Source organism: Stenotrophomonas sp. NPDC077461, from assembly GCF_049545475.1.
GTDB classification, from domain to species: domain Bacteria; phylum Pseudomonadota; class Gammaproteobacteria; order Xanthomonadales; family Xanthomonadaceae; genus Stenotrophomonas; species Stenotrophomonas nematodicola.
Genome location: NZ_JBMWDO010000014.1, coordinates 8709 through 21775, shown reverse-complemented (window position 1 = coordinate 21775; position 13067 = coordinate 8709). Strand labels below are relative to the sequence as shown.

The window sequence follows — 13067 nt, the reverse complement described above, 5'->3', positions numbered from 1 at the left end:
ATCGCCGCCGCCGGCCCGCTCGGCGACAATACGCGCTTGCCTGTTCCCCCCCGTGATCCGTTGCCGAGTACGTAATGAGCGCCGACCGTTTCGTTTCACCCGACGATATCCGCAGCCTGTTCGCCCAGGCCATGTCCAGCATGTACCGCACCGAAGTGCCGTTGTACGGCACGCTGGTGGACCTGGTGGCCGAGATCAACGATGCCGTGCTCACCGCCGATCCGGCGCTGGCCGGGCAGATGGACCGCACCGATGAGCGCGCGCGCCTGGCGCAGGAGCGCCACGGCGCCATCCGCGTCGGCACCGCCGAGGAACTGGCCACGCTGGGGCGCCTGTTCGCACTGATGGGCATGTACCCGGTGGGCTACTACGACCTGTCCGTGGCCGGCGTGCCGGTGCACTCCACCGCGTTCCGCCCGCGCACGGCCAAGGCGCTCGCGCACAACCCGTTCCGCGTGTTCACCTCGCTGCTGCGGCTGGAGCTCATCGAAGACGCCGCGCTGCGCGAGCAGTCCGCGCAGATCCTGGCACGCCGCCGCATCTTCACCGACGAGGCGCTGGCGCTGATCGCGCAGGCCGAGCGCGATGGTGGGCTGGATCAGGCCGACAGCCGGCGTTTCGTCATTGCCGCGCTGGAGACCTTCCGCTGGCATGGCGATGCCACCGTGTCGCTGGCCACCTACCATGCCCTGCACGACGCCCATCGGCTGATTGCCGACGTGGTCAGCTTCCGTGGCCCGCACATCAACCACCTCACCCCGCGCACGCTGGACATCGATGCCGCCCAGGCCGGCATGCTCGCGCGCGGCCTGGCCGCCAAGGCGGTGATCGAAGGCCCGCCGCCGAGGCGTTGCCCGATCCTGCTGCGCCAGACCAGCTTCAAGGCGCTGGAGGAGCCGGTGCACTTCCCGTCGGGCGACAGCGCCGATGCCGGCACCCATACCGCGCGATTCGGCGAAATCGAGCAGCGCGGCCTGGCGCTCACGCCCAAGGGGCGCGCGCTGTACGACCAGTTGCTGGCCCAGGCGCGCGACAGTGACGGCGCCGGCAGCACCGGCCAGGACTATCCGACCCGCCTGGCGGCGGCCTTCCGTGCGTTCCCGGACGATCACGACACCCTGCGCCGCGAAGGGCTGGGGTATTACCGCTACGCGCTTACCGACGCCGGCCGTGCCGCCCCCGACGCCGTTGGCGATCTTCCGGCCGAGGCACTGATCGCCGCCGGGCTGGCCAGCGCCGATCCGATCGTCTACGAGGATTTCCTGCCGGTCAGCGCTGCGGGCATCTTCCAGTCCAATCTCGGCGGCGAAGAACAGCGCGCCTACGCCGCCCACGCCAACCGCGACGCCTTCGAGCACGCGCTGGGCATGAAGGTCGAAGACGAGTTCGCCATCTACGAGCGCCTCCAGGCCGAGTCGCTGGCCACCCTCCACGCCCGGTAGTGCCGGCCGCTGGCCGGCACTCCCTCACACCTTCATCGTTCCCGTATCCAGCCACCGCTGGTGCCACGACAACGCTTCGGGCAGCAGGTGCGGCGTGTGCTTGCCGTAGCTGTCGCGGCTGGCGCGCTCGACGTAGTCGTTGAGCTGGTCGCGGAAGTCCGGGTGCGCGCAGTTGTCGATCACCACCCGCGCGCGCTTGCGCGGGGTCAGCCCGCGCAGATCGGCCAGGCCCTGTTCGGTCACGATCACCGACACATCGTGCTCGGTATGGTCGACGTGGCTCACCATCGGCACGATCGCCGAGATCGTGCCGTTCTTGGCCGTGGACGGGCTCAGGAAGGCCGACAGGAACCCGTTGCGCGCAAAGTCGCCCGAACCGCCGATGCCGTTCATGATCCGGCTGCCCATCACGTGGGTGGAATTGACGTTGCCGTACAGATCCACCTCGATCATTCCGTTCATGCCGATGCAGCCCAGTCGGCGCACCAGCTCGGGATGGTTGGAGATCTCCTGCGTCCGCATGATGATGCGCTCGCGGTAGAAGTCGATGTTCGCCTTGAACGTTTCATTGGCCTGCGGGCTCAGCGCGAACCCGGTGCACGAGGCATAGCTCAGCACGCCGTCGCGCAGCAGGTCGAGCATGCCGTCCTGGATCACTTCGGTGAACGCACTCAGGTCGCGGAAGCCGCTTTTGCCCAGCCCGGCCAGCACGGCATTGGGAATGTTGCCCACGCCCGACTGCAGCGGCAGCAGGTTGGCCGGCAGGCGGCCACGCGCCACTTCGTGCTTCAGGAACTCGATCAGGTACGCGGCGATCTGCTCGCTGGTGCTGTCGATGGGGCTGAACGGGCTGTTGCGGTCCGGTCCGTTGGTACGCACCACCGCCACGATCTTGTCCGGGTCGCAGCGCAGCGCCGTCTCGCCGATGCGGTCGTTGGCATGCACCAGCGGGATCGGCTTGCGGTGCGGCGGCAATGCCGTGCCGTAGTAGATGTCATGCATGCCGTCCACGCCGGCCGGCTGCCACTCGTTGACCTCGATGATCACCTTCTTGGCCAGGTCCAGCCAGGTCTTGTTGTTGCCCACCGACGTGGAGGGCACCAGCGACCCGTCTTCGCGGATCGCCGAGACCTCGATCACCGCCGTGTCGATCTCGCCGTAGAAGCCGAACCAGACGTGCTGGGCGACGTGGCTGAGATGGATGTCGATGTAGTCCAGCTTGCCAGCGTTGATGCGGTTGCGCGCGTCCGGGTCGCTCTGGAACGGCATGCGCATGGCGATGCCGTCGGCCTTGGCCAGCGCACCATCCAACTCCGGGGCGGTGGACGCGCCGGTCATCAGGCTGATCTGGAACGGTTGGCCCTGGGCATGGACGGCCTCGATGCGCTGGGCAAGCGCGATCGGCACAGCCTTGGGATAGCCCGAACCGGTGAAGCCACTCATGGCGACAGTTTCGCCCGGCTGGATCAGGGCGGCGGCGGCTTCGGCGGATACAACGCGGTCACGCAGACGCGCGTTGGCAATGCGATCGACAGACATGACGACAACGTTTCTGGGGGGATTCACATTATCGGCGATCCGATCCCCCCCGGGTGTGCGACCAAGGTGGGATGGCAATCCAGGCAGAGCGCTCCCTGTTCAGGTTTATCGGCACTTCTGTACCCGCAAGTATTGTTTTGCAGTGCAGCGTGCAAGTTCTCCGCCGACCCTAGAAGATCGACCTGCATCCCGACGTGGGGGAGGGAGCAGAGCCCGCTGGCAGTTCGCTGCAAGCGGGCTTTTTTATGCCCGCCGTTCGGGATCGACGGTCCCGCCGCTGCGCTGCGTGTGCACGCGCCCGGCATAATCCCCGCATGCCGATGCCCGCCGACGCCGTCCCCGCCACCCTCGTTCCCCTCGTCGACCGCGCCCTCGCGCGCCTGGCGCTCTCGCTCACCGACGGCGGCCACTGGCCTCCTTCGGCCGACGTGCTCGACCAGGTCCGCCTGCTGGCCATCACCAGCGACTTCGCCATCGACACCCTGTGCCGGCAGCCGGCGCTGCTGTCGCACCTGGCCCAGCCCGGTTGCCCGCCGTTGCCGCTTCCCGCGCTCGACCCCCAGCATCCCAGCGACTGGCCGCAGCGCCTGCGCCGCTACCGTACCGCCGCCTCCACCCGGCTGATCTGGCGTGACCTGGCCGGCCTCGACGACGTGCCCGCCACCCTGGCCGGCGCCACCACCCTGGCCGAAGACTGCCTGGGCCTCGGCCTGGCCGCGCTGGAGCAGGAGTTTGCCGGCCGCCACGGCGTGGTGCGCGCCGCCGACGGCAGCGCCCAGCAACTGGTCGTGTTCGGGCTGGGCAAGCTCGGTGGGGGCGAACTCAATTTCAGTTCCGATGTCGACCTGGTCTACGCCTACCCCCAGGGCGGCGAGTCCGACGGCGCCCGTCCGCTGGCCGCCGAAGAGTATTTCGCCCGGCTCGGCCAACGGCTGGCCAAACTGCTCGACGACACCACCGTGGACGGCTTCAGCCACCGCGTGGATCTGCGCCTGCGCCCGTTCGGCAGCGCCGGCCGGGTGGCCCTGTCGTTCGCCGGCATGGACCAGTACTTCCAGCGCGAAGGCCGTGACTGGGAGCGCTACGCCTGGCTGAAGGCGCGCGCGGTGGCCGGCGACATCGCCGCCGGCGAAGCCTGGCTGCAGACCCTGCGACCGTTCGTCTACCGCCGTTACCTCGACTTCACCGCGCTCGACGGCCTGCGCGAGATGAAGGCGGCGATCACCGCCGAAGTGGCGCGCCGCGAGATGTTCGATGACATCAAGCGTGGCCCCGGTGGCATCCGCGAGATCGAATTCCTGGCGCAGGCGCTGCAGTTGATCCGCGGTGGCCGCGACGCCTCGCTGCGCGAGCGCCGCCTGCTGCACGCACTGCCGGCGCTGGTCGCCTGCGGCCAGATGGCCGCCCAGGACGGCGCCGACCTGCTGCAGGCGTACGCCTTCCTGCGCCGCCTGGAAAACCGTCTGCAGATGCTGCGCGATGCCCAGACCCACGCGCTCCCGGCCGATCCCACCGACCGCCTGCGCATCGCCGTCGGCCTGGGTCATGCGGACTGGGATGCCCTGGTTGCCGCGCTGGAGGTGCAGCGCCAGCGCGTGGCCACCGAGTTCGGCGCGCTGCTGGCCCCGCGTGCCGGGCAGGCCGCGCCCGATGCGCTCGCCAATTACTGGCGTGGCCTGCCCGACGCCGGCAGCGCCGAGGTGCTGGCCAGCGCCGGCTTCCACGATGCCGGGGGGGCCGACCAATCGCTGCGCGACTTTGCCCAGTCCCTGGGCGTGCGTTCGCTGTCCGATGGGGCGCGTGCGCGCCTGGACCGCGTACTGCCCGCGCTGCTGCATGCCGCCACCGGCTCGCCGCACCCCGATGCCGCGCTCAAGCGCGTACTCGGTCTGCTCCAGGCCATCCTGCGGCGCACCAGCTACCTGGCACTGCTCGACGAGCAGCCCAGCGCCCTGGCGCGGCTGGTGGACGTGCTCGCGCGCAGCGCGCTGCTGTCCGAGCGGCTGGCGGCCTATCCGTTGCTGCTCGACGAACTGCTCGACGTGCGCGTGTCCGGGCCGATGCCCGATGCTGCGGCAATGCAGGCCGAGTGCGACGCCGCGCTGGCCGTGGACGATCCCGAAGCCGCCCTGCGCCTGCTCAATGAAACCCGCCTGGCGCTCAGCTTCCGCATGGCGATGGCCACCCTCGACGGCCGCCAGCGTGCGGTCGACACCACCCGCCAGTTGGCCGAACTGGCCCAGGCGGTGGTGGTGACCGTGCTGGCGATGGCCGAGGCCGACCTGCGCCACGTCCACGGCGCCATTCCCGGCGGCCGCTTTGCGATCATCGGCTACGGCAGCCTCGGCGGACTGGAGCTGGGCTTCGGCTCGGACCTGGACCTGGTGTTCCTGCACGACCATCCGGCCGGCGTGGACGCCAGCGATGGCGCGCGCCCGCTCGATCCCGGTCGCTGGTACGCGCGGCTGGCGCAGAAGGTGATGGCGCTGCTCGGCGCCGTCACCGCCGCCGGCCGCCTGTACGACATCGACGTGCGCCTGCGCCCGGATGGCGGCAAGGGCACGCTGGTGTCGTCGCTGGCCAGCTACACCGAGTACCAGCGCGAGCGCGCATGGACGTGGGAACACCAGGCCCTGGTACGCGCGCGCGGCATCGCCGGCGATGCGGGCCTGCTGGCCGATTTCGACACCGTGCGTGCGCAGACGCTGGGCCGCGCGCGCGACCGCGACGTGCTGTATGCCGATGTGGTGAAAATGCGCGGCCGCATGCGCACCGAACTGGACCGCAGCGACGCCGCGCGGCTGGACCTGAAGCAGGGCGCCGGCGGCATCGTCGATCTGGAGTTCCTGCTGCAGACCGGCGTGCTCGACAGCGCCGCCAGCCACCCGCAGGTGCTGCAGCCGCGCGACACCCCCCGCCTCATCGACGCCCTGGCCGACATCGCCTGGCTGCCGGGCGGCACCCGCCAGGGCCTGCACGCCGCCCACGCCGCCCTGCTGGATGTCGGCCTGGCCTGCACCCTGGATCGCCGCCCACGGCTGGCCGCGCCCACCCCGGCGCTGGAAGACGCGCGGATCATCATCAGCGCCGCCTGCGATGCAGCCGGGCTTCCCTTCCAGGCAGCGGTAAACGCCGCCGGCTGACGCGCGGACGGACGAGGGCCCCAATGCGCGGACGGGACGGGCGGGCAAACCGGATGCGCAACACCGATGCGCGCGGGACACGCGGACAACACGGATGCGCAACGCGGACGCGCACGGAACGGGCGGACAACACGGATGCGCAACGCGGACGCGCACGGAACGGGCGGACAACACGGATGCGCAACACCGATGCGCGCGGGACACGCGGACAACACGGATGCGCAACGCGGACGCGCACGGGACGGGCGGACAACACGCGCCCTCGTAGAGCCGGGTTCTACCCGGCTGCTTTTCGCGGCCCCCCCCAGCCCGGCAGATCCCGGCGCAATACAAAGGCAGCCGGGTAGAACCCGGCGCTACGCCGTACGCGGCGCCATGCGCCACAGCAGCGCGCGGAACGGCGCCAGCAGGAACACACCGATCGCCAGCTTCACCGCCAGATCGCCCGCCGCCCAGCTCACCCACGGCAGGCCGGACCCCGCAAACGCGATGCTCCAGAAAATCGTCGTGTCCAACGTCGCACTGCAGGTGGTGGCCACCATCGGTGCGCGCCACCAGTGGCCGCGACGCAGACGGTCGAAGACGGTGATGTCCAGCAGCTGCGCGGCGATGAAGGCCAGGCACGACGCCACCGCAATGCGCGGCGTCGCGATCCAGATCGACAGCAGTACCGCCAGCGCGAAACCCGCCCAGGCCACCTTGCGCGCGGCCTGCGGGCCGAACCGGCGGTTGATCAGATTGCTGACCAGGAACGCCACCGGATAACTGAAGGCCCCCCAGGTCAGCCAATCGTTGATCGGGTACTGCACCAGCACGTTCGACCCCAGCACCACCGTGCCCATTGCCAGCACCGCCAGCAGCAGCGAGCGCACGGTCAACGGGGCAAAGGCAATGGCAGAACGCACAGGCATGGCGCACCGGGGGCAGGCGGGGAAGCGGCGGATTATCCCGCCTGACGCAGCGCGGGGCCACCCCGCGCCGGTGCCGTCGGTTCAGCTAGAAGCGCTCGCTCATGCGCTGGGCGGCCGCATCGCTGGTCGGCAGGAACGCCAGCGCCGTGCCGTCGGCCGCGGCCACCGTCCAGCCCGCACCAAGCGGCGTCGGCCTGAACTCCAGCACGTCACCCACCTTCACACCGGCGGCCGGGTTATCGGCGCGCGCCGGCCAGGCCACCACGGCCAGGTCCTGAGGCGCCTGCGGATTCTGCAGCGCCACCTCGTAGCTGCCGTCGGCCTGCTGCTGCACCCGCTCCACGGTCAGCGGCGGCAACGGGCCGGCACGCCTCGCCTCGCGTCCGGCGCGGTGGTGGCGTGCAGCGGCGTCATGCACCTCGCTCACCCCCAGCGCGCTCAGCCACACCGGCGCGGTAATCACCGCCAGGCTTACCACCGAGGTGGTCAACACACTGCTGGTGACGGGCGAGGCATGGGCGAAGTTCTGCGCTGAGGCCATCGGCGCGCCGGCAATCAGCCCCGGCACGAGCAACGGCACAACGGCCAAGCGGGTGATCCGCTGCATGCGGCTCACCAGCGCTCACTGGCCTGCGTTGCCGCGGCCTCCGGCGTCGGCAGGAAGGCGAGGGCAGCACCGTCGTCGGCCTGCACCATCCATCCCGCCCCGGCATCGGTTGGCGCAAAGGTGAGGACATCGCCCACCTTCAATTGTGCGGCCGGGTTGTCCGGGCGCGCCGGCCAATTCACCAGCGCGTTCTGCTCGGGCGCTTCGGGGCGCTGCAGCGCCACGTGATAACCACCATCGGGCTGACGCTCCACAGCCTGCACCGCCATTGGCGGCAATGCGGCGGCCTTGGCCGGCTTCTCGCGGCGCGTGCTCTCGCCCACGGCCTTCGAGCCGCCAGCCACCAGCAGCACCGGCGACACCGCGATGAACGAAATCGCATACACACTCACCACCGCGCTCACCGCCGACTGCTGATTGCCCGTCAGGTTGCCGGCCTGCGCCGGCAGCACCGCCGACACGTGCATCCCGAGCACGGCGAGGGCGAGGGCGGATTTGCTCAACAGATGCATGACAGAACTCCTTGGCACGATGAAACGAAGGGGGTTACGGCCTGGGTGCCGTGATGCCGGCAACGGGAACATGCGCCACCGACAGTTCCTGCTGCAGGCTGCTGCGCTGCTGCAGGAAATCGAAGATCGACTCCACCGTCACCACTGAATAGTTGCCGGAGATGCGCTCGCTGGCGGGGTGGTCGGTGACCGCCGCGTTGGGCACGAAAAAGCGCGCACCCAGACGCTTGGCCACGCCGATGTGCAATGTGCTGGGCGTATACCTGTGCCGCTGCAACCATGCCTGCGCCTGGGTGCGGTTGACGATCAGGGTGCCTTCGTCCACCTGCGCCATCGCCGCGCCCAGCACTTCCAGCACCCACTGGTTGGAGTTCTGGTACTCGGTACGGAACGGGTAGGCCACCACGCTGTAGCGCGCTTCGTGCAGGGCACGCGCCTGGATCGCCGGCTGGGTCAGCATCGCCTTGAGCGCATCGCGCAACGCCGGCGTCGGCACGCCGATACGCAGGTCGGTATGGCTGGAGGTTTCACCGATGAAGGTGGCCACCCCCTCGCGGAACAGATGCGATTGGGCGGTCTTGCATGGATTGAGCAGGTGCACCGCACGCCACTGGCCGTCGTCTTCGCGTACCAGGAAGGCCACGTGGCTGTGGCGCAGCCCGTACCGGCTCAGATCCTGCCCGCCGCGCGCGACAAGCACGACGTCCACGCCGTCAAGCGCATCGAGCTGTTCGGTGGTCGTCAGCGCCACATCGAACATCGACGCCAGCGCGGCCGGGGTGGGATAGCGTTCCACGCACGCTGGTTCGGCCTGCGCGATGGCGGCGGCACCCATCAGCATCGCGCACAGCAGTGCACGGTGCAGGCGCGCGGTCATCGCGGGTCGGGCGTCATCCATGTGGCGTGTTCTCCAGCGGCACCGTGCCGCCGCGGCATCATACCGGCAGCAACCGTTCCCGCACCTGAGCGGCAATCCGCGCCGTCTCGCGCAGCGGTTCAATGCGGCCATCGGTGTGCCAGTCCAGCCAGCGCGTCTGCAACCGCCCGCGCTCGTGCAAGGCCCGCTGGAAGCGCGCCATGCGGCCCTGCGCCTGCGTGGCCAACGCCACGCTTACCGGCATGCGCGTGGCGCACGCTTCGGACAACAGGTTCACCGAATCGGGCGACACCACCACCCGGTTGGCCCAGCCCAGCAGCCCGGCATACGGATTGACGCCATCGCCGCCGTCGCCCCAGATCACATGCGGCAGATCGGCGAAGGCACTGCGCAGCGCACCCACCAACGCGGCCGGTGTGCGTCGCGACGTGGTTGCCAGCAGGCTGCCGCCGTCGGCACGAACCTGCGCCGCCACCTGCTGGAATACCTGCACCATGTCAGGCTCATGCCAGGGCGCATGCGGGGTAGGGCCGCCCACCAGCAGCGCCGTGCGGGGGCCGGGCAGTTCACTGAAAGAGGCGAACGCGGCACGGCCACAGGCCAGCCAGTCGTCGTTGACCGGATTGAGGCTGCCCAGCAGGGTCAGCACGTTGCCGCCGCGCAGGGTGTCGTGCTCGGGCACCACCACCAGATCCCAGTGGCGCGCGCCGATACGCGGATCGAGGATCTGCACCACTTTGCTGCCGTGCCGCCGCAGTTCCCGCAGCGCGCCGGCTGCCTGCCGGCCACAGCCGATCGCCAGTGCCGGCGGCGCGGCGGCCAGCGCCGTGAAGGCCTCGCCGTAGCCCTGTGCCATGCCGGGCAGCCAGCGCGGCGCCAGCCATCGCCACGGTGCGCGCGGGCTGAGTACCAGCGGACGATGCGCCCCCAGCTTCAAGGCCGAGGCTAGGGCCACCGCCTGCCGCACATTGCCGGCACGGCCGTCAGTGATCGTCCAGGGAGGACTCCATCGTTTCACGTATGGCATTAATTCGTTTCAGTCAGGCTGGGTGTTGCAACTGTCACGACACTCTACACTGCCAGCCTTCGCCGATCCGCCCCGATTCCCTTTTCTGGAGGCTTCATGTCCCACGTACTCAACGATGCTGCGCTCGACCAGTTGTTCCGTACCGCCCGCACCCAGAATGCCTTCCTCGACACGCCCGTCGAAGACAGCCAGCTGCAGGCCCTGTACGAGCTGCTGAAGTGGGGCCCCACGGCCGCCAACTCGAGCCCGGCGCGCTTTGTGTTCGTGAAGTCGCCCGAGGCCAAGGCCAAGCTCGCCCCCGCGCTGTCCGAAGGCAACCATGACAAGACCCTGGCCGCGCCGGTCACCGTCATCATCGCCTTCGACGAAGATTTCCACGAGAAGCTGCCCTACCTGTTCCCGCACACCGACGCCAAGGCCTGGTTCGACGGCCCGCGCGAAGGCCGCACCGAGTCCGCGTTCCGCAACGGCAGCCTGCAGGGCGCCTACCTGATCCTGGCCGCCCGCGCGCTGGGTCTGGATGCCGGCCCGATGTCCGGTTTCGACCCGGCCAAGGTCGACGAAGCCTTCTTCAAGGGCACGTCCATCAAGTCGAACTTCCTCGTCAATCTGGGGTACGGTGACCCGTCGGGCCTGTTCCCGCGCCTGCCGCGCCTGTCCTTCGACGAAGCGGCCCGCATCGAGTAAGCGTTTCCGCTGGATCCTGCCCGTCCGCGCGGACGGGTGGTTGCAATGCTTCCTTCCCTTCGCATCCGAGAGAGAGACCTGACATGACCGTGACCCGCAAACTGCTCCTGCCGCTGGCCCTGACCCTGGCCATCGCCGCCTGCTCCAAGCCGGCCGACGACGCCGCCGCCCCGGCCGCCGACGCGGCGCCGGCCGCTGCTGCTGCCGAAACCACCACCCCGGCTGCCGATGCCGCTGCTGCCGCACCGGCTGCCGAAGCGATCCAGATCGCCTCGGGCACCTACAAGCTCGACCCGACCCACACCGACGTGCTGGCCCAGTGGAGCCACTTCGGCTTCTCGCACCCGAGCGCCCACTTCGGCGCTGCTGAAGGCACCCTGGTGTATGACGCCGCCGACGTCACCAAGTCGACCGTGGAAGTGAAGCTGCCGCTGACCGGCCTCAACAGCTTCACCGCCAAGTTCGACGAGCACCTGAAGAGCGCCGACTTCTTCGACGCCGCCAAGTTCCCGGCCGCCACCTTCAAGAGCACCAAGGTGGAAGCTGCCGGCACCAACAAGCTGACCGTCACGGGCGACCTGACCATCAAGGACATCACCAAGCCGGTGACCCTGGACGTCACCATCAACGGCGGCGGCGAACACCCGATGGCCAAGGTGCCGGCGGCCGGCTTCGATGCCACCACCACCATCAAGCGCAGCGATTTCGGCGTGGGCGCATACGCCCCGAACGTCAGCGATGAAGTGACCATTCGCATCACCACCGAAGCCACCGGCGAAAAGCCGGCCGCGTGATCCCTCCCCACGCGTCGTGAGATGCAGAAAGCCCGCCGCACGGCGGGCTTTTTGCTGAAAACGACACCGAATCGCATCGCGCTACCGCGACCGCCTCGTAGCGCCGGGCTCTGCCTGGCTGCCCTCCGTTCCGCACCCCATGCGCCACCCGCGACAGCCCCGTAGCGCCGCGCTCTGCCCGGCTGCTCTCCCTTCCGCACCCCATCGCGCTACCCGCGACAGCCGCCTGGAGCCGCGCTTTGCCCGGCTGCTGTCCGTATCAAAACCGGTACCTCGCATCGCGCCATGCACGACAGCCGGGCAGAGCCCGGCTCTACAATGAGCGCTGCATTTCGCAATCAAGGACGCCTACGTGCAAGACGCACAGTACTGGATGATGGAATTCTGGACCGGCCTCAGCCTGCTCGACCTGATCGGCGGCGCGGTCATCGGCACACTGATCGGCCTGCTGCTCGGCATCGCCACCTGGTTCGCCCTGCGCCGCCGCCGCTGGCTCGCACGCCAGCGCCGTTGGCATCACTGGTTGATCGCCAGTTACGTCGTCGTACTGCCCCTGTTCTTCGCCTTCACCGGCCTGCAGCTCGGCTTCGCCGCAGGCGCGCAGCGCGCCCTCTACAAACAGATCGACCACTTCCAGCCCCACCTGCAGACGCTGGTCGGCGACTGGCAGCAGGAGTTCGAGCGCTCGCTCGACGACCAGTCCTTGGCCGCCCTCATGCGCAGCGATGCCACCGTGCATGAGGTTGCCCGCGATGCCGTGGATGCCTACCTCACCGACCACCCGTTGCCGGGTGCCGAGTACCTGCAGGGCGAAGGCTGGGTGATGCGCTGGACGCGCGGCGGCCTGCAGCGCCTGCGCGGCGCACTGATGTCCGAATGGGTCGAAGACAGCCTGGCCAAGCAGGCCGGCCGTACCGGCGTGGACAAGGCCGTCTTCCGCGAAGCCCTCGGCATGCGCATGAACGAACTGCTGCACACCCAAGGCGTGATCCGCCTGCTCAAAGCACAGCTCAGCTCCATGATGCCCGGCCTGTACCTGGGCCTGCTGCTCCCGCTGCTCATCGTCATGGTGCTGGTGCTGCTCGAAATATGGCTGGCCCACCGCTTCAACTGGCGCCGCACCCCGCCAGCCCCGTAGCGCCGAGCACTGCTCGGCTGCCGTCCGTTCCGGCACCGATAGCCCATCATCGCGGAGCGCCCGCCAGCCCCGTAGCGCCGAGCACTGCTCGGCTGCCGTCCGCTCCGGCACCGATAGCCCATCATCGCGGAGCGCCCGCCAGCCCCGTAGCGCCGAGCTCTGCTCGGCTGCCGTCCGTTCCGGCACCGATAACCCATCATCGCGGAGCGCCCGCCAGCCCCGTAGAGCCGAGCTCTGCTCGGCTGCCGTCCGTTCCGGCACCGATAACCCACCACCGCGCTGCGCCCGCCAGCCCCGTAGAGCCGAGCTCTGCTCGGCTGCCGTCCGTTCCGACACCGATAGCCCACCATCGCGCTGCGCGCGACAGCCGGGCAGAGCCCGGCTCTACAG

Annotated in this window: 11 protein-coding genes; 5 read left to right on the top strand and 6 right to left on the bottom strand. The window is 69.4% G+C overall.

Going from position 1 to position 13067, the window contains the following annotated elements; all coding sequences use genetic code 11:
* Positions 1-74: 74 nt before the first annotated feature.
* A complete protein-coding gene (gene hglS / locus ACPEH8_RS18835; RefSeq protein ID WP_136007085.1) occupies positions 75-1442 on the top strand; it encodes a 2-oxoadipate dioxygenase/decarboxylase HglS in 1368 nt (455 codons plus the stop codon).
* A gap of 24 nt (positions 1443-1466) precedes the next feature.
* On the opposite strand, the gene ACPEH8_RS18830 is transcribed toward hglS, so the two are convergent.
* Positions 1467-2981 carry an acetyl-CoA hydrolase/transferase family protein gene (locus ACPEH8_RS18830; protein ID WP_017355906.1) on the bottom strand — a complete coding sequence of 505 codons (1515 nt, stop codon included), beginning with the start codon at positions 2979-2981 and terminating at the stop codon, positions 1467-1469.
* 314 nt (positions 2982-3295) lie between these two features.
* On the opposite strand from ACPEH8_RS18830, the gene glnE reads away from it, so the two are divergent.
* The gene (glnE, locus tag ACPEH8_RS18825; protein WP_153164984.1) at positions 3296-6124 is read left to right on the top strand and encodes a bifunctional [glutamate--ammonia ligase]-adenylyl-L-tyrosine phosphorylase/[glutamate--ammonia-ligase] adenylyltransferase; all 2829 of its coding nucleotides are present in this window, start codon (positions 3296-3298) and stop codon (positions 6122-6124) included.
* Between the two features lie 356 nt (positions 6125-6480).
* Here the strand turns inward: glnE and ACPEH8_RS18820 are convergent, their stop codons facing one another.
* From ACPEH8_RS18820 to ACPEH8_RS18800, 5 genes are all read right to left on the bottom strand, one after another.
* Positions 6481-7035, bottom strand: coding sequence for a queuosine precursor transporter (locus tag ACPEH8_RS18820; RefSeq protein ID WP_017356638.1), 555 nt, complete (start codon positions 7033-7035; stop codon positions 6481-6483).
* A gap of 85 nt (positions 7036-7120) precedes the next feature.
* Positions 7121-7642, bottom strand: a complete 522-nt coding sequence (locus ACPEH8_RS18815) for a hypothetical protein (protein ID WP_313161282.1) — start codon at positions 7640-7642, stop codon at positions 7121-7123.
* Positions 7643-7647: 5 nt separating this feature from the next.
* Positions 7648-8154, bottom strand: coding sequence for a hypothetical protein (locus ACPEH8_RS18810; protein ID WP_017356636.1), 507 nt, complete (start codon positions 8152-8154; stop codon positions 7648-7650).
* 34 nt (positions 8155-8188) lie between these two features.
* Positions 8189-9052, bottom strand: a complete 864-nt coding sequence (locus ACPEH8_RS18805; RefSeq protein ID WP_136007089.1) for a DUF2145 domain-containing protein — start codon at positions 9050-9052, stop codon at positions 8189-8191.
* Positions 9053-9089: 37 nt separating this feature from the next.
* The gene (locus tag ACPEH8_RS18800; RefSeq protein WP_136007091.1) at positions 9090-10058 is read right to left on the bottom strand and encodes a mitochondrial fission ELM1 family protein; all 969 of its coding nucleotides are present in this window, start codon (positions 10056-10058) and stop codon (positions 9090-9092) included.
* A 96-nt stretch (positions 10059-10154) separates the two neighbouring features.
* On the opposite strand from ACPEH8_RS18800, the gene ACPEH8_RS18795 reads away from it, so the two are divergent.
* From ACPEH8_RS18795 to ACPEH8_RS18785, 3 genes are all read left to right on the top strand, one after another.
* A complete protein-coding gene (locus tag ACPEH8_RS18795) occupies positions 10155-10745 on the top strand; it encodes a malonic semialdehyde reductase (protein WP_017356633.1) in 591 nt (196 codons plus the stop codon).
* An 83-nt stretch (positions 10746-10828) separates the two neighbouring features.
* Positions 10829-11539: a YceI family protein gene (locus ACPEH8_RS18790; RefSeq protein WP_017356632.1), complete on the top strand. Its 711-nt coding sequence runs from the start codon at positions 10829-10831 to the stop codon at positions 11537-11539.
* A gap of 352 nt (positions 11540-11891) precedes the next feature.
* Positions 11892-12677, top strand: coding sequence for a hypothetical protein (locus tag ACPEH8_RS18785; RefSeq protein WP_423667803.1), 786 nt, complete (start codon positions 11892-11894; stop codon positions 12675-12677).
* Positions 12678-13067 lie beyond the last annotated feature (390 nt).